Origin of the sequence: Bradyrhizobium sp. DN3 (genome assembly GCF_041357655.1) — a bacterium.
Taxonomy (GTDB): domain Bacteria; phylum Pseudomonadota; class Alphaproteobacteria; order Rhizobiales; family Xanthobacteraceae; genus Bradyrhizobium.
Genome location: NZ_JAULLN010000008.1, coordinates 1 through 20,765 on the forward strand (window position 1 = coordinate 1; position 20,765 = coordinate 20,765).

At 65.1% G+C, this 20,765-nt stretch carries 19 protein-coding genes; 12 read left to right on the forward strand and 7 right to left on the reverse strand.

Annotated elements, in window-relative coordinates:
• Window positions 1–437: 437 nt before the first annotated feature.
• Window positions 438–1,154: a DUF599 domain-containing protein gene (locus AAE027_RS13600; protein ID WP_370985808.1), complete on the reverse strand. Its 717-nt coding sequence runs from the start codon at window positions 1,152–1,154 to the stop codon at window positions 438–440.
• Window positions 1,155–1,276: 122 nt separating this feature from the next.
• On the opposite strand from AAE027_RS13600, the gene AAE027_RS13605 reads away from it, so the two are divergent.
• The 4 genes from AAE027_RS13605 to AAE027_RS13620 all read left to right on the forward strand — a co-directional run bounded on the left by AAE027_RS13605 (window position 1,277) and on the right by AAE027_RS13620 (window position 4,084).
• Window positions 1,277–1,939: a glutathione S-transferase family protein gene (locus tag AAE027_RS13605; protein ID WP_370985809.1), complete on the forward strand. Its 663-nt coding sequence runs from the start codon at window positions 1,277–1,279 to the stop codon at window positions 1,937–1,939.
• Window positions 1,940–2,246: 307 nt separating this feature from the next.
• Window positions 2,247–2,450 (forward strand): hypothetical protein, encoded by a 204-nt coding sequence (locus AAE027_RS13610; protein WP_085969273.1) that lies wholly within the window; start codon window positions 2,247–2,249, stop codon window positions 2,448–2,450.
• 158 nt (window positions 2,451–2,608) lie between these two features.
• Window positions 2,609–3,601 carry a hypothetical protein gene (locus AAE027_RS13615; protein WP_370985810.1) on the forward strand — a complete coding sequence of 331 codons (993 nt, stop codon included), beginning with the start codon at window positions 2,609–2,611 and terminating at the stop codon, window positions 3,599–3,601.
• 42 nt (window positions 3,602–3,643) lie between these two features.
• Window positions 3,644–4,084, forward strand: a complete 441-nt coding sequence (locus tag AAE027_RS13620; RefSeq protein WP_091889570.1) for a DUF1489 family protein — start codon at window positions 3,644–3,646, stop codon at window positions 4,082–4,084.
• Here the strand turns inward: AAE027_RS13620 and panC are convergent.
• Window positions 4,081–4,932, reverse strand: a complete 852-nt coding sequence (gene panC / locus AAE027_RS13625; protein ID WP_370985811.1) for a pantoate--beta-alanine ligase — start codon at window positions 4,930–4,932, stop codon at window positions 4,081–4,083. The two genes, AAE027_RS13620 and panC, sit on opposite strands and share 4 nt — an antisense overlap.
• Window positions 4,933–5,216: 284 nt before the next feature.
• Here panC and AAE027_RS13630 point away from each other — a divergent pair, with 284 nt between their 5' ends.
• The 4 genes from AAE027_RS13630 (at window position 5,217) to AAE027_RS13645 (ending at window position 9,017) form a co-directional block, all read left to right on the forward strand.
• Entirely contained in the window at window positions 5,217–6,140 is a 924-nt protein-coding gene (locus AAE027_RS13630) for a division plane positioning ATPase MipZ (protein WP_370985812.1), read from the forward strand.
• 343 nt (window positions 6,141–6,483) lie between these two features.
• A complete protein-coding gene (locus tag AAE027_RS13635) occupies window positions 6,484–7,344 on the forward strand; it encodes an alpha/beta fold hydrolase (protein ID WP_128941297.1) in 861 nt (286 codons plus the stop codon).
• Between the two features lie 122 nt (window positions 7,345–7,466).
• Window positions 7,467–8,213, forward strand: a complete 747-nt coding sequence (locus AAE027_RS13640) for a vWA domain-containing protein (protein ID WP_370985813.1) — start codon at window positions 7,467–7,469, stop codon at window positions 8,211–8,213.
• A 78-nt stretch (window positions 8,214–8,291) separates the two neighbouring features.
• On the forward strand, window positions 8,292–9,017 hold the full coding sequence (locus tag AAE027_RS13645; RefSeq protein ID WP_091889560.1) for a DnaJ domain-containing protein: 726 nt from the start codon (window positions 8,292–8,294) through the stop codon (window positions 9,015–9,017).
• A gap of 224 nt (window positions 9,018–9,241) precedes the next feature.
• Here AAE027_RS13645 and AAE027_RS13650 read toward each other — a convergent pair whose 3' ends face one another.
• Window positions 9,242–11,077: a serine hydrolase gene (locus AAE027_RS13650; protein WP_370985815.1), complete on the reverse strand. Its 1,836-nt coding sequence runs from the start codon at window positions 11,075–11,077 to the stop codon at window positions 9,242–9,244.
• A 388-nt stretch (window positions 11,078–11,465) separates the two neighbouring features.
• Here AAE027_RS13650 and AAE027_RS13655 point away from each other — a divergent pair, with 388 nt between their 5' ends.
• From AAE027_RS13655 to clpA, 3 genes are all read left to right on the forward strand, one after another.
• Window positions 11,466–11,804, forward strand: coding sequence for a phasin family protein (locus tag AAE027_RS13655; protein WP_024341049.1), 339 nt, complete (start codon window positions 11,466–11,468; stop codon window positions 11,802–11,804).
• 572 nt (window positions 11,805–12,376) lie between these two features.
• Entirely contained in the window at window positions 12,377–12,709 is a 333-nt protein-coding gene (gene clpS, locus AAE027_RS13660) for an ATP-dependent Clp protease adapter ClpS (RefSeq protein WP_164934959.1), read from the forward strand.
• A 300-nt stretch (window positions 12,710–13,009) separates the two neighbouring features.
• On the forward strand, window positions 13,010–15,418 hold the full coding sequence (clpA, locus tag AAE027_RS13665) for an ATP-dependent Clp protease ATP-binding subunit ClpA (protein ID WP_128933285.1): 2,409 nt from the start codon (window positions 13,010–13,012) through the stop codon (window positions 15,416–15,418).
• Window positions 15,419–15,489: 71 nt separating this feature from the next.
• Here the strand turns inward: clpA and AAE027_RS13670 are convergent, their stop codons facing one another.
• The 4 genes from AAE027_RS13670 to AAE027_RS13685 all read right to left on the reverse strand — a co-directional run bounded on the left by AAE027_RS13670 (window position 15,490) and on the right by AAE027_RS13685 (window position 19,534).
• Entirely contained in the window at window positions 15,490–16,911 is a 1,422-nt protein-coding gene (locus tag AAE027_RS13670) for an MFS transporter (protein ID WP_370985816.1), read from the reverse strand.
• Between the two features lie 184 nt (window positions 16,912–17,095).
• The gene (locus AAE027_RS13675) at window positions 17,096–18,121 is read right to left on the reverse strand and encodes an aldo/keto reductase (protein WP_370985817.1); all 1,026 of its coding nucleotides are present in this window, start codon (window positions 18,119–18,121) and stop codon (window positions 17,096–17,098) included.
• Between the two features lie 115 nt (window positions 18,122–18,236).
• Window positions 18,237–18,428, reverse strand: coding sequence for a hypothetical protein (locus AAE027_RS13680; protein ID WP_370986051.1), 192 nt, complete (start codon window positions 18,426–18,428; stop codon window positions 18,237–18,239).
• A 149-nt stretch (window positions 18,429–18,577) separates the two neighbouring features.
• Window positions 18,578–19,534, reverse strand: a complete 957-nt coding sequence (locus AAE027_RS13685; RefSeq protein ID WP_370985818.1) for an AraC-like ligand-binding domain-containing protein — start codon at window positions 19,532–19,534, stop codon at window positions 18,578–18,580.
• Window positions 19,535–19,729: 195 nt separating this feature from the next.
• On the opposite strand from AAE027_RS13685, the gene AAE027_RS13690 reads away from it, so the two are divergent.
• Complete coding sequence (locus AAE027_RS13690; RefSeq protein WP_370985820.1) at window positions 19,730–20,746, forward strand: carbon-nitrogen hydrolase family protein; 1,017 nt, start codon at window positions 19,730–19,732, stop codon at window positions 20,744–20,746.
• Window positions 20,747–20,765 lie beyond the last annotated feature (19 nt).

The window sequence follows — 20,765 nt, forward strand, 5'->3', positions numbered from 1 at the left end:
TGCTGCTGTGCGGTCTTCTCTGCGTGTGCGTTTCGCGCAGCGGACCGCGGGTGCCGCCGGCACCCGGCCTTCCCTGCGCCCTCTTGGTTTCGAGGGTGGAGCGACGAAGCAAAGCTCGGGCGAAACGCGCCGCGAGAATGTGGACGTATGTCTGCGACCACACGCGCGCTGTCATCGCCCGGCTCGACCGGGCGATCCAGTACTCCGAGACACTTGTGATTGAACCGATAGGCCGCAGCGTACTGGATTCCCCGCCTTCGCGGGGAATGACAGTGGCATTTGGAGGACGAGAGCCGATGCTCCATACTCCGTCATTGCGAGCGCAGCGAAGCAATCCAGAAATGCATCCGCGGAAAGACTCTAGATTGCTTCGCAGCGCTCGCAATGACGATGTAGAGAAAGCGTGGGCTGCACTTCACCGCATCGGCGCTGACGCCTCAATGACCGCGCTTCTGCTCCTCGCCATCAGCCACCACCTCCGGCGCCATCGCCGCCCAGGCGCTGGACGCGAACTGCCGTCGCCAGGTCACGACCACCACGGCCGCCGTGGTCACGAACAGCAGCCAGGGGCTGACGAACCAGCCGAGATAGCCGAGCGCGAAGAAGAAGGCGCGCTGGCCGCGGTTGAAATGGCGGCCGGCGGATTCGAACAGGCGCGAGGTGCGGATGACATGGGCTTCGGCCTCCGCCGTGTCGCGCTGGGAGGCCGGCGGCATGCCGCCGAACAGGATCGCGACGTAGTTGAACAGGCGATAGGCCCAGGCGAACTTGAAGAAGGCGTAGACGCAGATCAGCACGAGGCCGACGCATTTCAGCTCCCACAGTGCGGGCGAGGGGCTAAGGTCGATCGGCAGCTTGCTCAGAATGGTGATGGCGTCGTTGGTGGCGTGCAGCAGCGCCAGCGCGCCGCCGAGCGCGAACAGGCTGGTGGAGGCGAAGAAGGCGGTGCCGTTCTGGAGCGAGGCCATGATCTGCATGTCGACCATGCGCGTGTCGCGGTCGAGCAGCTGGCGCACCCAGACCTCGCGATAGCGGTTCATGCGCGCCGACAGGCTGTCGCGGCCATAGGCCGAATGCTCCAGCGTCAGCGCGTAGGCCAGCCATTCGATGATGAAGAAGCCGACGGCGGTGATGTCGACCCAGTGCCTGCTCATGTCCTTCTCCTCGCGGGCGGCAACGATTGCCACGCATGGCGAGGCGCGGCAACGATTGATTGGCGGCAGGCGATGGCGTTAAAAGCAGCTCGCTTCTGGACGTCTCGGGAAGGATTGATGACATGGCTGCGCTGAAACTCGCGATCGGCAACAAGAACTACTCGTCATGGTCGATGCGGCCCTGGCTCGCACTGCGCGCCAACGACATCCCGTTCGTGGAGACGCTCATCCCGCTCTACACCGACAATCCCGCCGACAAGGAGCAGATCCTGTCCTTCAGCCGCGCCGGCAAGGTGCCGGTGCTGGTCGATGGCGACATCACGGTGTGGGATTCGCTCAGCATCATCGAATACATCGCCGAGCGCTACCCGGAGAAAAAGCTGTGGCCCGATGATGTCGCCGCGCGCGCTTATGCCCGTTCGGTGTGCGCCGAGATGCATTCCGGCTTCATGGCCTTGCGCAACGAATGCGGCATGAACCTGCATCGTCCCGTGCGTCCCGTGACGCTGTCGGCGGACGCCAAGGCCAATATCGCGCGCGTGCAGGAGATCTGGCGCGAGTGCCGCACGCGTTACGGCGCCAAGGGACCGTTCCTGTTCGGCCGCTTCGGTGCGGCGGATGCGATGTACGCACCGGTCGTGCACCGCTTCCGCACCTATGCGATCGAGGTCACGCCCGAGACCAAGACCTACATGGACACGATGCTGGCGCTCCCGGCGTTCCAGGAATGGACCCGGGACGGGCTCGCCGAAACGCTTCGCATCGAGAAGTTCGAGGACGCCTGATCGCTGGTCTGGCGGCTTCGCTCATCGGCCCGCGGGCCGGTGGCGGTCAGGCCGCAATGGACCCGCGGCCATGGCGCAAGGGGGGAGCTGCGACACCAACCGCGACACGCCGCGTGAACGGGCGGCTCCCAAGGTGTCATCGGGCCTGCAGTTTGTCCCGCTATCGTTATGAAATAGCGGCAGAATTTGCGCGATTGCCATGCCGGTTTGCGCTGGCCAAACCGGCGGGGCTCGTGCTATACGACGGCCCGGGTTTCCGGCCGGCCATCGCAGTGGGACACTGGGCGAGGCAGGCGCTGTTTGAGTAATGGAGAGGGTGTTGAAGCACAAATTCCCCGTGGGAACGCGCGTCTTGTTCACGGCCAGCAACGTCGCGCGACCGGCTGCCAGCGGCGCGTATGAGGTCATCCGTCTGCTGCCGACCGAAGGCGACGACTGCCAGTACCGGATCAAGAGCTCGACCGAAGCCTTCGAGCGCGTCGCCAAGGAAAGCCAGCTCGCGCTCTCCTGAAGGCCCGACGCTACCTGCGCATAGGCGCCTCCCGGGAAGTTGTGTCCTGTCGCCGTCAAAAGGCCCGCTTCACCTTCCCAAGGTGGGCGGGGGCAGTTGCCGACTCGCGGTGCTCGCTTTGACCATCCGCTCTTTGCTCGCGTGAGGGGACGTCGCGCATGAACTGGGCATGGGCCACTTCGCTCGACCAAATCTGGCACTCGCCGGCCTTCCCGATGTGGATGACGCTGGTGGCTGCTGGATTCTTCGGGCTGATCCTCCTCATCACCCTGCAGCGCGCCGACCGGTCGGTCGCCAATGGCGCGCTGACCGTGATTACGCTGCTATCCATCGCGATCGCCGGAGCGGCCACCGTGCGCGTCTATGGTTCTGAGGGGCAGGCCACCCCGGCCGAGGCGCGCGCGCAAGGAACGGTGACGGCGAGCTTGCCGGCGCTGTCCTGTCTCGACGATCTCGCCGGCGATGCCGTGGCCGTTGGTTGCGAGAAGGCGCTGTTCGGCGCGCCTGACGCGGCCGCTGCGGCCGTCTCCTACACCGCCGCCAGGATCGACCGGCTGACCGCGCTCGGCGAGGTCGCCACGGCCGACAAGAGCCTGACGCTGGACATGAAGGTGCTGCGCAAATCGCTGGAGCGTGATCGCTACGGCCTCGTCGCGCATGTGCTGGTCGCGCGCGACGGCTGCACGCAGTTCGATTGCGCGGCGTTCCGCTCGCTGACCGACCAGCAGCAGGTCGCCGCCAACATGAATTCCCATCTCTACGACACGCTGGTCGCGCGCTATGCGCCGACCTGGAACGCGCCCGCGCCGGGGCTGCCGGCCAGCGCCGCGCTTGCCGGCTTGCCGCCGTCGATGCCGACGGGCAAGCCGACCAATGCCGAGTTCCCGAGCGCCTCATCGACGCCGCCGGTCAGCATCATGAATCCGGAGCCCACAGCGACGACGCGCCCGGCGGCACCCGCTGCAAACACGGCAGCAGCGCCCGCGCCGCGCGCGCCGGCCGCGACCTCGGCGCAGGCCGCAGTTCCCGCGGCCCCCGCCGCCAAGAAGCCTCCGGCGCCGAAGGCTGCGCGTGCCCCAGCGGCCGCGCCGGTTCCGCTCGCGCCGCCGCCCGCCTCGGCGGCTGCGCCCGCGGCTGCGGATAACGAGTAGATCGGCATTCCAAATGCGCGGCCGCCCGGCTATTGCTGGGGCATGCCGCTACATCTGATCAAGCTCGCCGTCGGCTGCGACTCCGTCAAGGAATTGAAGGAGTGGGTCGCCGAACGGATGCAGACCGCCAAGAAGAAGGGTCTGCCGCAACGTCACATCCACATCACCCGCATGGTGCCCAAGCGCGACGCCGAGATCCTGGCGGGCGGCTCGCTCTATTGGGTGATCAAGGGCGAGATCGCTGCGCGGGAGAAGATCATCGGCATCGAGCCGTTCCGTGACAAGGACGGCATCGGGCGCTGCCGGATCGTGATGCAGCCGAAGGTGATCTCGGTGTCGCCGCGGCCGATGCGCCCGTTCCAGGGCTGGCGCTATCTCACCGATGATTCCGTGCCCGCCGATCTCGGCAAGTCCGCCGCTGGCTCGATCGCGGCGATGCCGGAGCCGATGCGGCGCGAGCTGCGCGATCTCGGGCTGCTCTAAACCGCGATATTGTCGATCAGCCGGGTCGTGCCGAGCTTGGCCGCGACCAGGATCCGCAGGGGGCCGTCCTTGCGCGAGCTGACCGGTGCCAGCGTCGCGGCATGGCGGGCTTCGAAATAGTCGAGCGCGAAACCGGCCGCCTTGATCATCTCGGCACCGCGGGCCATCGCGGGCGCGATCGCTTGGCCGGCACGGATGCGCGCGGCGCTCTCCTTCATGGCGCGGTAAAGCGTGATTGCGGTCTGCCGCTCCTCGGCTGAGAGATAGACGTTGCGCGAGGACATCGCGAGCCCATCGCGCTCGCGCACCGTGCGGGAACCGATGACCTTGACGCCGAGGTCGAGATCCCGCGCCATCTGCGTCACCACCCGCAGCTGCTGAAAATCCTTCTCGCCGAAGATCGCGACATCCGGCCGGCATTGCGTGAACAACTTGCCGACGACGGTGGCGACGCCGCCGAAGAAATGCGGCCGGAAGCGGTCCTCGAGCCCGGCCAGCGCCGGCCCCTCCGGCACAATGCGGGTGGCGAAGCCTTCCGGATACATGGCCTCGACGCCGGGGTGCCAGACCACATCGACATCCTCGGCCGCGAGCTTGGCGATGTCGGCCTTCCAGGTTCGCGGATAAGCGCCAAAGTCCTCGGTCGGAGCGAACTGAGTCGGATTAACGAAGATCGACACCACGACGCGGCTTGCGCGCCGCCTGGCGAGGCGAACCAGCGACACGTGCCCGTCATGGAGTGCCCCCATGGTCGGGACCAGCGCGATCGTGGCCTTTCGCTTGCGAAGATTGTCGATGGCGCGTCGCAGGGTGGGGACCGTGCGGGCGATCAAGGGGCTTGGTGACATCAGGACTCGACGGGGTTGGGAATCAGTGCGGGTGAGGGCTGGCGTCCGGCTGGCTAACCTTAACAAGCGGCGATCGTGGACACCATCCATCCGGACGCGGCACAGCATCCCGCGCAAGGCCGCGCAGGATGTCGCGACATTGCGAGCTGCATCACAGACGAAAGATGACGCTGCGATTCATGATGAAGAACGGCGCGCTGCGATTTGCATGACCTGTCACGCATTTCACTTGACCGCAAACGCGGTCAACTCGAAGATATTCGTTAGGGGTGTTGAGGATCGCTATGCTTGTGCAGGCTAGCCAAGGCCAATCCGGCTCGGCGCATGTCGTCGTGCTCGGCAACGAGAAGGGCGGCTCCGGCAAATCGACCACCGCCCTGCACATCGCGGTTGCGCTTCTGAAGGCCGGCCAACGCGTCGCCACCATCGACCTCGACTGCCGACAGCAGAGCTTTACCCGCTACATCAGCAACCGCTCCGCCTGGGCGCGCCGCACCAAGCTCGACCTCGAGCTGCCGGTGCATCGCTGCATCAAGCTCGGCGAGACCATGCAGATCGCCGAGAACGAGAATTCCGAGTTCCAGCAATTCATGGAGGCGGTCTCGGCGGTCGAAAGCAATTTCGACTTCATCGTCATCGATACGCCCGGCACCGACAGCTACCTGATGCGGCTCGCGCATTCGATGGCAGACACGCTGGTGACGCCGATCAACGACAGCTTCCTCGACTTCGATGTGCTGGGCACCGTCGATCCCGCCAGCTACGCGGTCACCGGAGAGAGCCACTACGCCGAGATGGTGCGCGATGTCAGGCGCAAGCGTCGCCAGCTCGACGGCGCGACCACCGACTGGATCGTCGTGCGCAACCGCCTGTCGATGCTCGGCTCCCGCAACAAGCAGCTTGTCGCCGAGGGGTTGAAGGATTTGTCGCTGCGGCTCGGCTTCCGCTATGTCGACGGCTTCGCCGAACGCGTTGTCTATCGCGAATTCTTCCCGCGCGGACTGACCGCTCTCGACGAGATCGACGAGGCGACACTGGGCATGCGGCCCAATCTCGGCCATCTCACCGCGCGGGAGGAGGTGACGAGCCTGCTCCGCCAGCTCAAGCTGCCGCTCGACGAGCGCGGACGCCGCCGCGCCGCCAACCGCGCCGAGTGGTTCAGCCAGGTCGACAAGCCGCTCGAGGTCCACGACATTCTCGGTGCCTAAGGCAGCGGTATATAGCTACTTCCAGTCGATCCCAGCGGCCGCTTGTCGCGGGAACTCAACCCGCGTTCCGCCGTTTTCATCCTGCACTTACCTGTGAAATCGAACCCAATCGCCACTGGTTGCGTCGGATAGTGGCCTGCACCTTAAGTGGCCGTATGAGGACAGGGTGCCCAACAAACGTGTGCGACGCACAATGAAAGGGCTGCCGGTTCACAATATTTAGCCTTCCTGTCACGCTGCTGTGACATATATTAGGGAATAGGCGACAAGGGGACGAAGAGCCCCGGAAGAACACGATTTTCAACAGGGATCAGGCCGCAAGAGCCTGGGGCTGAGGACGAAAATGAAGCGTGGAATTGCCGTTCTAGTTTCAGTCAGTGCCCTCTGCGGCATCGCCTATTTCACGGCGAGCAAGTGGGCCATTAAGCACGAGACCATCACCTTCTACGACACTTCGCGCGACAATCGCCCGGTGCCGGTCGACATCGCGGTGCGCCGCGACAAGGAAATGCAGGCCAATGCCGGCATGATCACGTTGCCGGTCGCCGTGATCAATCACGGCAATACCGTCAAGAACACCGAGTACGGCTTCCTCGCCAACATCTTCGCTGCGCGCGGCTATATGGTCGTCAGCCCGCAGCATGATTTGCCGACCGATCCTCCGATGGTGACCAAGCCGGGCGAGCTCTATGTCGGCCGCCTGCCGCAGATCCTGCGCGGCGTCGCCAACATTCATCTCGCCATGCAGGAGATGAAGAAGGTCCAGCCGAATGCCGACTACGATAAGGTAACCATGGTCGGTCATTCCATGGGCGGCGACATCTCGATGTATTTCGCCAAGCAGTATCCGGATGAGGTCAAGAAGGTTGTCACCCTCGACAATCTGCGGGTTCCCTTCGTCACCGCCGGCAAGTTCAAGATCCTGTCGTTCCGCTCCACCGATCCGCAGTTCAAGACCGATGCGGGCGTGATCCCCACGGACGAGGAGTGCGAGAAGGCGGGCATTCAGGTCGTGAAGACCGAATTCCAGCATAATGACATGCGGGACACCGGTCCGGACGTCGCCAAGAACTCGATCCAGGGCATGCTCGACAAGTTCCTGAGCGCGACCGACAGCGAGATTGCGCCAGTCGACACGCAGTCGTCCCCGCCCAAGATCCTCGAGCCCGGTCCGGTCGCATTGATGGCGCCAGCCAAGAGCTGACGCCTCCCTCATCATCGGCACCGATTGCAAAGCCTCCGCCGGCGCAAGCCCACGGAGGCTTTGCACATTGACCGGGCTCTGCGCGCGCACCACATTAATCGCCCACGCATGGTTGAGCAGCGATGTCGGGCGAACCCATCAGGCCGCGCGGTGATGCCGTCTCGACGAAGGCCGGCGGCGCGGTGCCGCAGGCCGGGACGTCGACCTCGGCGGACATTGCCGCCTTCGTCACCAAGGCGCGCGCGCTGTCGCCGCATGCGCCCGGCGCGCAGGGGCGGCTGATCTTCGCGCTGGATGCGACGATGAGCCGGCAGCCGACCTGGGACATGGCCTGCGCGCTCCAGGCCGACATGTTTCGCGAGACCGCGGCGCTCGGCAGTCTCGACATCCGGCTCGTCTACTATCGCGGCTTCAACGAATGCCGCGCGACGGCATGGATCTCCGACAGCGCCAGGCTTGCGACGCTGATGAGCAAGATCGATTGCCGCGGCGGCGACACCCAGATCGGCAAGGTGCTGAGCGAGGCCCGGCGCCAGGCGGTCGCCTCCGGCGTGCGGGCCGTCGTCTTCGTCGGCGATGCCATGGAGGAGAAGGCCGACGAACTCTGCGCCAAGGCCGGCGAGCTCGGCATGCTCAAGGTGCCCGTGTTCGTGTTTCAGGAAGGCCATGACGCGGTGGCCGAGCGGACCTTTCGCGAGATCGCGCGCCTGACCGGCGGTGCCTGGTGCCGGTTCGATCCCGGCGCAGCGGCGCAGTTGCGCGAACTGTTGCGGGCAGCGGCGGCTTACGCTGCCGGCGGCCGCGAAGCGCTGCTACAACTGGCGAAGAGCGCGAGCGGCGCAGCAAAGCTGATCGGTCAGATGAAGTAACGCTTCAAGCAGGCTGCGACCCGCTGCGGCCGTGGACGCGATGCATTTTGCCGGGAGGGCGACTATATTATTCCGGCCATGACCCTGATTGCCGGCGCTGTCGCTGTTATCACGCTCTATCTGCTGCTCCAGACGTTCCGCTCTGCCAATCCGGCGGCGTTGGCGCGCGCCATCAAGTTCGGTGGCGGCGTGGTGGCGCTGGCGGCCGCAGCGTTCACGGGTCTGCGGGGCGAATTGGTCGTCGCGATTCCGCTCGGAATCTTCGGCGCCGGGCTGCTCGGCTGGACACCCCTGGCCAACGCCGGCTTCGGCAATGTCGGAGGGCTGTTCGGCGGCGGCGCGACGCGCCCGTCCGGACAGGCCTCGCGGGTGCGCTCGCAATTCCTGGACATGCGGCTTGACCACGACACCGGCCAGTTGACAGGCCAGATAGTTGCCGGACCTCATGCCGGGCGCGACCTCGACGAGTTTGATCTCGCCGGCCTGCTGGCGATGGTGCCGGCGTTCGACGCCGAGAGTGTGGCCTTACTTGAAAGCTATCTGGACCGCCGGTTTCCCGCTTGGCGTCAGGACGCGCAGCGCGATGCGGCAGGGCGGCAGCGCCGCACGGCGACGAGCGGCAAAATGACGACGGAGGAAGCCTATCAGATCCTTGGCTTGCAGCCGGGCGCGGGGCGCGACGACATCAGCAGGGCTCACAAGTCCCTGATGAAGAAACTCCATCCCGACCAGGGGGGCTCGACGTATCTCGCTGCCCGTGTAAACGAGGCCAAGGATACTCTGCTTCGTACGCATAACGGCTAACTCCGGCACCACGCCACAAACGCCCGTACCGCGTGAGCTCCGCTTGCTCCGTTTGCCGTCGCCCGATGCCCGCCATTATCGGCGTGGTCGATCCCTTGAGGAAAATCTTAACCGTAAATCCTTGACGAGAGGTTGTCGCGGAACTGGCTTCTGCTCACCGCACGTCCGAAAACAAAAATGCCCGCGCAAGAGCGCGGGCATTCGTTCGGAAGAGGTAGAGGAGATCAGTTGCGCACGGTGATGCAGGAGATCTCGGCGCGCTTCAGGGTACGGCAGACGGCTTCGGCCTGGTCGCGCTCGAGCCCGGCGAAGCGGGCACGGTAGAGCTTGCGATTGTCCTTCGCGACGACCGGTTCGGTGAACGGATCGGCCTTGCTGAGCAGGCCGCGGGCCGAGCTGCGGGCGGCGTCGATGCGGTGCTGGGCTTCGGTCTCGCTCTCGAGCGCGCCGACCTGGACGATCCAGCCGCTGTGGGTGACGACCGGCTTGGTGGTGGCGCTCATCTGGATCGGCTGCGGCGCCGGGTCGGCGGAAGCAAGCTTCGGAGCGGCCGGTGCGGGCGCGGCGGCGGTTGCGGCCGGCAGCACCCCGAGGATGCCGTTGCCGGTGCCGAAGCCCGCCGGCTGCCGCGGCAGCTCGGTGCGGGCGATCTCGGCCTTCGGCGCCTCCGGTTGGGTCGCGACCTCGGGCTTGTTGATGAGATCGGCCCGGGCGACGACGGCGCCGGAGGTCTCCGCGACGTCGGACCGGGACGGAATGGTGTTGGTGACCGGCGGCGATACCTGGGCCGGGGCGGCGGAGGCGACCTTCACGGCGCCGGCCTTGACCTGCACCGTCTTGACCCGGACCGGCTTCATCGGCTCGGACGAGCCGGGGATGATGGACAGCGGCTGGCTCGAGATCACGCCGTTGGTGAGCGGCGCCGGCTCGATCTTGGATTCAGTCGGCCTGGCTTCGGGCTTCGGCTGAGACGGCGGCATCGCGGCAGTTGCAGCGGCCAGCGTCGACAGACGCGCGGCAAGGCGGGACGGGGCGGCCTCGGGAGCAGGGGCGGCCGCGGCCTGAACCTGCGCCACGGGGCGTGCCGGGGTATCGGATGCGTCGGCGACGTCGGCATTGGCGTCGGCGCCGTTACGCTCGGTGACGGCAACGACTGTATGGGTGGTCGCGCCCTTCTCGAGATTCTCCGCGAGCAGGTTGCGCATGATGGCATCGCGCGAGCCGCCGCTGCGGCCGCCGAGCACAACGCCGATCAGGTGGCGATTGCCGCGGCGCATCGAGCTGACGAGGTTGAAGCCGGAGGCGCGGGTGTAGCCGGTCTTGATGCCGTCCACGCCCTCGACATTGCCGAGCAGGTGATTGTGGTTCCGGATCGACTGTCCACGCCAGTTGAACGAGGCGGTCGCGAAGTAGCGGTAGTAGCGCGGGAAGCGCTCCTGGATGGCGCGGCCGAGCGTGGCCTGGTCGCGTGCAGTCGTTACCTGCTCGTCGTTCGGCAGGCCCGAAGCGTTGCGGTAAACGGTCTTAGACATGCCGAGCGAGCGTGCCTTGCGCGTCATCATCTGCGCGAAATCGTCCTCGTCGCCGCCGATCGCTTCCGCGATCACCACGGCGGCGTCATTGGCGGAGCGCGTCACGAGGCCCTTGATCGCGTCCTCGACGCGGATGGTCTGGCCGGGGCGGAGGTTGAGCTTGGTCGGATCCTGGTCGGCGGCATGCTGGGACACCGGCATCTCGGTGTCGAGCTTCAGCTTGCCGGACTCGAGGCGCTCGAACAGCAAATAGAGCGTCATGATCTTGGTGAGCGAGGCGGGGTGGCGCAGTCCGTCGGGGCTGGTCGACTGCAGCACCGCGCCGGAATTGCCGTCGACGATGATGGACGCGAATTTCGGGCTGGAGCTCTCGGACACATCGCGCTGCACCCGGTGGTGCGCGTAATGGCGCCGGTGGCGCCGCGCCTCGGCAGCATCGGTGGTGAAGATGACTGCGGTGGTGACCGTAAGCAGCCCGAAAACGCCAACCCGCGCCAAGCGCGAGGAAGACAAGTTGTTACGAAGCATGGAACCCCGTCCCCGTTTCTGACTTGATCACCGGCTCGTGAGGCGAAATTGTGCCCAATGGAGCCGGGATCATTACCTGCTCAGGCTGTCCCTCCGCTGGTGTTCGCCGCGGGAGACGTTGGGCCTGAGCCGCTGTTCTGGCTAAGGTGATGTTCTCAAACGGCTTTTGACCGCCTGCGGAAGTGAACACGTCCAGGGAATCAGGGTAGGGGGCCGCGGTTTCCAAAAGCTTAAGGAACCCTTGCGGGAAACCCCGGGAATCTCAGCGATTTGGATCTAGTTTTGTGCGCCGCACAAGATTCTTGACTTTTTTGTGCGTTGCACTAATTGTGGGCAGAGTCAGGGAGCCGGGGCTTCCCGACGAGAGCCAGGGAAAAAGGATTCCGACATGTTCAAGGTTGAAGACTTTCAGAACTACGGGAAAGAGCAGTTCGAGCAGTGCGTCGCCTCCGCGACGTCGGTGCAGCACGGCCTCCAGGCGATCGCGAGCGCCTATGGCGACTACACCAAGAAGTCGTTCGAAGACACCAAGTCCTTCGTCGAGAAGCTCTCCGGCGTGAAGTCGCTGGACAAGGCCATGGAAGCGCAGACCGATTTCGCTCGTTCCGCCTACGAGACCTTCGTTGCTGAATCGCAGAAGATCGCCGGCCTCTACAGCGACCTCGCCAAGCAGGCGTTCAAGCCGGTCGAGACCATCGTGTCGAAGTTCACCCCGGCTGCGAACTAACGCTTTCTGGAAGTCCTGGAATGGAAAAGCCCGGCTGATCAGCCGGGCTTTTTGTTTGCGCGCGATCAATCCGTCAGAGTGCCGCACTTGCACCGCATCGATCGTGATGAGTTGTGCGACAATGGCAGGTCGGCAAGCAGCCTTGGTAAATTGGACCGTAGAAAACCGGAGATGTGTCTTGCGCGAAACGCCGCAGCCGCATGGGACGGTCGGGTTCCTGGTCAACACGTTCCAGGGCGCGACGGAAAATTTTGTCAAACCGGTCCGGATTGACTAACCTTGGTGAGGATCACCGGGCCGGGAATCGGGACCGCCGCGGCAGCATCGGCCGGACCGTTGCATGCTTGCGGCGAGCCGGGGGTAGGGTCATATTGCTATCGACCGATCCGGTTTGGACCGGATCGGTCGGAGGCGGCGATTCAGAAAGGCGGCGCGCCTGTGCGAGGCTCCGAAGTGCTGAGCTGCGCCGCAGACCGTCATTCGCTTCCGTGGGGAATTTGAACGCCTGTGCCATGCCGCAACTGACTTCCAGACTCGACCTGTCCGCGGTCACCGCCGCCTACGCTCCCCGGATGAGCAACGATGAGAACCGTTCGGGCGGCCCTTCCGGGCCGAACACGTCGGTCATCACCAAGGTCAAGCCAAAGACCAAACGGCCGAACCTGTATCGTGTGCTGATCCTGAACGACGACTACACGCCGATGGAATTCGTCGTCCATGTGCTGGAGAAGTTCTTCCAGAAGGACGTCGAGGCGGCGACCAAGATCATGCTGCACGTCCATCATCACGGCATCGGGGAGTGCGGCGTGTTCACCTACGAGATCGCGGAGACCAAGGTGACACAGGTGATGGATTTCGCCCGCAAGCACCAGCATCCGCTGCAATGCGTGATGGAAAAGAAGTAAGACGCCTCGCGGCGCGTTGAAGCCGGCTCCCTTGTAGTGGCGGTGTGATCGTCGCCTGAGGTCTGCGCGCGACATCCGTTGCAGCCGGCAGCAACGGAATTTTGTGCCGGCGCCGATCCCGCCCAAATCGGAACGGGTTTTGCATCGAGAATACCGTGATCGAGAATACCGCAGGTGTGCAGCCGCCAGTGTCGCGGAACCGGTCTTTTGCCGCGATCTTGTATAACTATATGTGACAAAGGTTGTTGTTGCCTGACCGGGCGATGACGATCATGATGGTGGGGGCCATAGAGGACGCGAATGCCGACTTTTTCCCAAAGCCTTGAACAATCCCTGCATCGTGCGCTGGCGATCGCAAACGAGCGTCATCACCAATACGCGACGCTCGAGCATCTTTTGCTCTCTTTGATCGACGACTCCGATGCAGCCGCCGTCATGCGTGCCTGTAGTGTCGATCTCGACAAGCTCCGCACGAGCCTCGTCAACTATCTTGAGACCGAATTCGAGAATCTGGTGACGGATGGCGCCGACGACGCCAAGCCGACCGCCGGCTTCCAGCGCGTGATCCAGCGCGCGGTGATCCACGTGCAATCGTCCGGTCGCGAAGAGGTGACCGGCGCCAACGTGCTGATCGCGATCTTCGCCGAGCGCGAGAGCCATGCCGCGTATTTCCTGCAGGAGCAGGACATGACGCGCTATGACGCGGTCAACTATATCAGCCACGGCATCGCCAAACGGCCGGGCGTCTCCGAGGCGCGGCCCGTGCGCGGCGTCGACGAGGAGACCGAGACCAAGGGCAACGAGGACGCCAAGAAGAAGGGCGAGGCGCTCGAGACCTATTGCGTCAACCTCAACAAGAAGGCGCGCGACGGCAAGATCGATCCGGTGATCGGACGCAACTCCGAGATCAACCGCGCGATCCAGGTGCTGTGCCGCCGGCAGAAGAACAACCCGCTGTTCGTCGGCGAAGCCGGCGTCGGCAAGACCGCGATCGCGGAGGGGCTCGCCAAGCGCATCGTCGACAGCGAGGTGCCGGAGGTACTGGCGGCTGCGACGGTGTTCTCGCTCGACATGGGCACGCTGCTCGCCGGCACGCGCTATCGTGGCGACTTCGAAGAGCGTCTGAAGCAGGTGCTGAAGGAGCTGGAAGCTCACCCCAACGCCATCCTGTTCATCGACGAGATCCACACCGTGATCGGTGCGGGCGCGACGTCGGGCGGGGCGATGGACGCCTCGAACCTGCTCAAGCCGGCGCTGGCCTCGGGCACGATCCGCTGCATGGGCTCGACGACCTACAAGGAATATCGTCAGCACTTCGAGAAGGACCGCGCGCTGGTGCGGCGCTTCCAGAAGATCGACATCAACGAGCCGACGGTCGAGGACGCCATCGCGATCCTCAAGGGTCTCAAGCCGTATTTCGAGGACTACCACCGGCTGAAATACACCAACGAGGCGATCGAGGCCGCCGTCCAGCTCTCCTCGCGCTACATCCACGACCGCAAGCTGCCGGACAAGGCGATCGACGTGATCGACGAGTCAGGTGCGGCGCAGATGCTGGTCTCCGAGAACAAGCGGAAGAAGACCATCGGCATCAAGGAGATCGAGACCACGATCGCCTCGATGGCGCGGATTCCGCCGAAGAGCGTGTCGAAGGACGATGCCGAGGTGCTCAAGCATCTCGAGCAGACCTTGAAGCGCACCGTGTTCGGCCAGGACAAGGCGATCGAGTCGCTCGCCGCCTCGATCAAGCTGGCACGCGCGGGCCTGCGCGAGCCGGAGAAGCCGATCGGCTGCTACCTGTTCTCCGGACCCACCGGCGTCGGCAAGACCGAGGTCGCCAAGCAACTCGCGGCCGCGCTGGGCGTCGAGCTCCTGCGCTTCGACATGTCCGAATATATGGAGCGGCACACCGTGTCGCGCCTGATCGGCGCGCCTCCCGGCTATGTCGGCTTCGACCAGGGCGGCCTGCTCACCGATGGCGTCGACCAGCATCCGCATTGCGTGGTACTGCTCGACGAAATCGAGAAGGCGCATCCAGACCTCTACAACGTGTTGCTCCAGATCATGGATCACGGCCGGCTCACCGACCACAACGGCAAGCAGGTTAACTTCCGCAACGTGATCCTGATCATGACCACCAATGCGGGCGCAGCGGATCTCGCCAAGCAGGCGTTCGGCTTCACCCGCTCCAAGCGGGAAGGCGACGACCACGAGGCGATCAACCGGCAGTTCGCGCCGGAATTCCGCAACCGCCTCGATGCCATCGTCTCGTTCGGCCATCTCAGCGTCGAGGTGATTGGCACGGTCGTGGAGAAGTTCGTGCTTCAGCTCGAGGCGCAGCTCGGCGACCGCGACGTCACAATCGAGCTGTCCGAGGAGGCCAAGGCCTGGCTGATCCAGCACGGCTATGACGAGCAGATGGGTGCACGTCCCATGGCCCGCGTGATCCAGGAGCACATCAAGAAGCCGCTGGCGGACGAGGTGCTGTTCGGCAAGCTGAAGGGCGGCGGCCACGTTCGCGTGGTTCTGGTCAAGGACGAGGCCGACGAGACCAAGGAGAAGATTGGCTTCGAGTTCGTCGAGGGCCCGGTCACGCCGAAGCAGGAGAAGCTGCCCGGCGCCCGCAAGCGTCCGCCAGGCAAGTCCAAGCCGGGCGGTCCCGGCGGCTCCAAGGGGCCGACCTCGAAAGGACCGCTGGTCAAGGTCTGACTTGCGCGCGATGAGTTGAAAAGGCCGGCTGAAAAGTCGGCCTTTTTGTTGCTCGCATCACCGTAGCGGCTTCATTCCCCCCGCAGGCGCTGGTCGTCCTGCACACGAACGTGCTCGGCGCCGCGCGCGCCCACGGGCGACAGCCGCAGCATGCTCAGCACCGCGCCGCAGAGTGCAAAGCCGACACCGGCGAGCAGGGCCAATCGGGTTCCGTCGATCGGATAGCGGCCGAGCAACAGCGCCACCAGCGCCGCGCCGGTGGTCTGGCCGAGCAGGCGTGCCGTGCCCAGCATGCCGCTGGCGCCGCCGGCGCGCTCGCGCGGGGCGGCCGCGATCATGGTGCGGTTGTTGGGGGTCTGGAACAGGCCGAAGCCGGCGCCGGCCAGTGCCATGCGCCAGATCACGTCGAACGGCGTCGGGCTAGCGGGCAGGAAGGCGAGCGCACCGAGGCCACAGGCGAACAGCGTGAGCCCGATGCCGCCGAGCAGGCCGGCCGGATAATGCTCGACCAGGCGGCCGGCGAGGGGCGCCGCGAAAGCCACCGCGATCGGCCAGGGTGTGATCAAGAGGCCCATATGCACGGCGGAATAGCCGAAGCGGCTCTGGAGATAGAAGGGGATGGCGACGAAGGCCAGCATCTGCCCGCAGAACGATGCGATCGAGGTCGCAATCGACAGCGCGAATACGGGGATGCGTAACAGGTCGACCGGCAACAGCGGCGAGGTCATGTGGGTTTCGCGATAGATCAGCAGCGCGCCCGCGACGATGGCGATGGCGAATTGCGCGAGGCAGGTGACCGCGGCCTCCCCGTGACCGACGCTGTCGACGGCGGCGATGCCGACGCCGAACGTGATTGCCGACAGCCCCGCACTCTGCCAATCGAAGGAACGGTTCGCTTGTTTGGTGTGCGGCAGGCTGCGCAAGCCGATCAGCAATGTCACCGCACCGAGCGGGACGTTGATGGCGAACAGCCAGGGCCAGCTTCCGACCGCGAGGATGCCGGCGGCGAGCGTCGGTCCCACCGCCGCCGAGAACGCGACCACGAGCGCGTTGAGCCCGATGCCGCGGCCGAGCTGGCTGCGCGGATAGGTGAAGCGCACCAGCGCCGCGTTGACGCTCATGATGCCGGCCGCGCCAAAGCCCTGGATGATGCGCGCGATCGTCAGCAGCGGCAGCGTATGTGCCAGCGCGCACAACGCGGACGCGAGCGTGAACAGTGCGAGCCCGACCAGATAGACGCGACGATAGCCGACGATCTCGCCGAGCGAAGCTAGCGGCAGCAGCGAGATCGTGATCGCGAGCTGGTAGCCGTTGACGATCCAGATCGAGAAGGCGGGGCTCGCATCGAGGTCGGCCGCAATCGTCGGCAGCGCCACGTTGGCGATGGCGCTGTCGACCACGGCCATGATGATGCCGAGCGCAATGGTCAGCACCGCCTGGTTGCGTTGTGGCTGCGGCAGGCCGTCGGCATGCTCGATCGGGGCGGACGACATGATGGAGGCACGGTTGATTCGAGCCGTAATTCATCTCCGAATAGGAAATTGCCCGATCGACAGCAACCCGTCAGGACCCGGACAGTTCCCCTGCCGGAGCAGGGCTTCCGCCATGAAAGGACAGGGGTCGGAACGCGCTTTCACGAGCGCTCAACAGCGCGCAGTCATGGCAATTGACCGGCTTCTACACTGCCGGCGGATTGCGGTCGGTGAACGTCGTGCGCTGGTGCCAATAGGGATAGGGCAGCGTCACCTTGCTTGCGGCATCGAGCTTTGCGATCTGGTCCTTGGTCAGCGACCAGCCGACCGCGCCGAGATTTTCGCGCAGCTGCGTCTCATTGCGCGCGCCGATGATCAGGGTCGCGACGGTCGGACGCTGCAGCAGCCAGTTGAGCGCGATCTGCGAGACGCTCTTGCCCGTCTCCTTCGCGACCTCGTCGATGGCATCGACGACACGATAGACATGTTCGTCCGGCACGGGCGGGCCGAAATCGGCGGTCTGGGGCAGGCGGCTGACGTCCGGCTTGGGCTGACCCCGGCGGATCTTGCCGGTGAGGCGGCCCCATCCGAGTGGCGACCAGACCACGGCACCTAAGCCCTGGTCGAGACCGAGCGGCATCAGCTCCCACTCGTAGTCGCGACCGATCAACGAATAATAGGTCTGGTTGGCGACGTAGCGCGGGAAGCCATGCTTGTCGGCGACGGCGAGCGACTTCATCAGGTGCCAGCCCGAAAAATTCGAGACGCCGACGTAGCGGATCTTGCCGGCGCGCACGAGCACGTCCAGGGTCGCGAGCACCTCTTCAGGTGGGGTGAAGGCGTCGAATCCATGGAGTTGGAATAGGTCGATGTAGTCGGTGCCGAGCCGGCTCAGCGAACCGTCGATCGCGGCGAGCAGATGCTGGCGTGATGATCCGATGTCGTTGGCCCCATCGCCGAAGCGGAAGCTTGCCTTGGTCGAGACCAGGACCTTGTCGCGGCGTCCCTTGATGGCTTCGCCGAGAACGCGCTCGGATTCGCCGAGCGAATAGACATTCGCGGTGTCGAACATCGACACGCCGGCATCGAGGCAAATATCGAGAAGCCGCCGCGCTTCGGTCGCATTCGTCGTGCCCCACGCGGCGAGGCGGCCGACGCCGCCGAAGGTACCGGTCCCAAGACTCAACGCGGGCACCATGAGGCCTGACCGGCCCAGGCGTCGGTATTCCATCGATATGCTCCTCGGCTGGTCGCTGATTGATCACTGCGGCTTGGTGGCCAAGGATAATGCAAGCGGGCGCCGCGTCCTATCACGCACTCACATACCGGCCTTGCTTGGGAATGGCCTAGTCGTGCAGGCGCATGTCGTCGAACGCTGCATCGGCAACGCGCGAGCCGGGCGTCTTCGCCAAAGATCGAGTTTCGAGCCTTGTCGCGGGCGAGGGAAAGCACGCGGGTTCGCTGTCACGCGTTTGCCGCGGCAGCAGCGTCAGGCTCCAGCCCACCAGGACCAGCACTGCGAGCCGGATCGCGATCACACCCAGCAACAGCTCCGTTCCGCTTATGGTGGCGCCAGTCCTCATGCGTGCCAGCTTGATGCAGGTCACGCGGCAAGACAATTTGGAATTGGCGAGCATTACCTTCGCTGGAAGCGAAGGCTCGAGGTGATGGCTGATTGCAAGGGACGTCAGTGCCGCAACTGGCTCTGCCGGAAGTCGCGCGGTGACATCCCGAAATGCTCGCGGAAGACGCGGCCGAAATGCGAGAGGTCGTTGAAGCCCCAGGCGAAGGCGATCTCGCTGATGTGGCGATGGGCGAGCACGGGTGAGGCGAGGTCGCGCCGGCATTGGGCGAGACGTTCGGCCAGGACGTGGCGCTGGAACGAGATGTCCTCGTCGGCGAGGAGATCGTTGACATAGCGCGGCGAGATGCCGAGCGCGGCCGCGGTCTCCGCGAGCGAGAGATCGGGATCGGCGAGATGCGCGCGGATGTGCGCTTTCAGCCGGTAGAGCAGGGCGGAGCGATGGGTCGAGGATGGCAGCGACGTCTTGCCGAGCCGTTCGCCGAGCGCCATCGCAAGGAGATCGACCGCCTGCTCCGACAGCGCGACCGCGTTGTTCGGAGCCAGCCGGTCCGCGCTCTGGCAGAGCCTGACAATAAAATCATAGGCGAGCCGCTCGAGCGGTGCGTCGGCGCCGAACGCGATCGCGGTCAGCGCCTCGGTACCGCCGAGCCGGCGCTGCAGCATCTCACGCGGCACCTTGAAGATGGTCTGCGTGAAGCTGTCGTTGAACTTCAGCTCATAGGGCCGCGTGGTGTCATACAGGGCGAACTCGCCGGGATGGATCACGGTCTCGCGGCCATCCTGCACCACGCCGCCGTCGCCGCGATTGCCGAGCGCGACCAGGACGAAATCCTGATCGGAGCGCGCGATGCGCGAGGGTGTGCGGAATACGTGCTGGCGATCGGAGCAGACCTCGGAGCACACCGCCCTGCCGAGCGAAGCCTGCGTGACCGAGCCGTGAAAGGCGCTGCCGAGGTCCGACTTGCAGTCGAGCCCGACGAAGACGTCGCAGACGATGTCCTGCCAGAGAGCAAGCCGCCGGTAGCCGGGGCTGCCGTCCGTCGTGAACTGGACTGGCATCTGAGGAGCCTCCCTTTCACATCCTGCAAAATCGCCTGTTGGCGGATCCAGCCTGCCCGGAGGCAAATCCCATACCGGTCGTCGGCCGCGTCCAGTCGAGTTTTTGTTCCGCCGTGGTCGAGCGCCCGGCCGCCCGGCTTGGCCAAATAGACTGCATCGGACGTGGCTTCCGATCAACCGGCAATGGAGGCGGGAATGGGCATCGAACATCCGAAATACAAAGTGGCGGTGGTGCAGGCGGCGCCGGCCTGGCTCGACCTCGACGCCTCGATCGACAAGTCGATCGCGCTGATCAGGGAGGCCGCGGAGAAGGGCGCCAAGCTGATCGCCTTTCCCGAAGCGTTCATCCCCGGTTACCCCTGGCATATCTGGATGGACTCGCCGGCCTGGGCGATCGGCCGCGGCTTCGTGCAGCGCTATTTCGACAATTCACTGTCCTATGACAGCCAGCAGGCCGAAAAGCTGCGCGAGGCCGTGCGCAGGGCAAAGCTCACCGCCGTGATCGGTCTCTCCGAACGCGACGGCGGCAGCCTCTATCTGGCGCAATGGCTGATCGGACCCGACGGCGAAACCATCGCAAAGCGCCGCAAGCTGCGGCCGACCCATGCCGAGCGCACCGTCTATGGCGAAGGAGATGGCAGCGACCTCGCCGTGCATGCCAGAGCCGACATCGGCCGTCTCGGCGCGCTGTGCTGCTGGGAGCATCTCCAGCCGCTGTCGAAATACGCGATGTACGCCCAGAACGAACAGGTGCACGTCGCGGCCTGGCCGAGCTTCTCGCTCTACGATCCCTTTGCGCCGGCGCTCGGGGCCGAGGTCAACAATGCGGCTTCGCGCGTCTACGCGGTGGAAGGCTCCTGCTTCGTGCTGGCGCCTTGCGCGACGGTGTCGCAAGGAATGATCGACGAACTGTGCGACCGGGCCGACAAGCATGCGCTGCTGCATGCCGGCGGCGGCTTTGCCGCGATCTACGGCCCCGACGGCAGCCAGATCGGCGAGAAGCTGGCGCCGGACCAGGAGGGCCTCCTGATTGCCGAGATCGACCTCGGCGCCATCGGCATCGCCAAGAACGCCGCCGATCCCGCCGGGCACTATTCGCGGCCCGACGTGACGCGGCTCCTGCTCAACAACAAGCCGTACAAGCGGGTCGAGCAATTTGCGCTGCCGGTTGACACCGTCGAGCCCAAGGACATCGCCGCGGCGGCGAGCTGATCGTCGGCGTCGAGGAGAG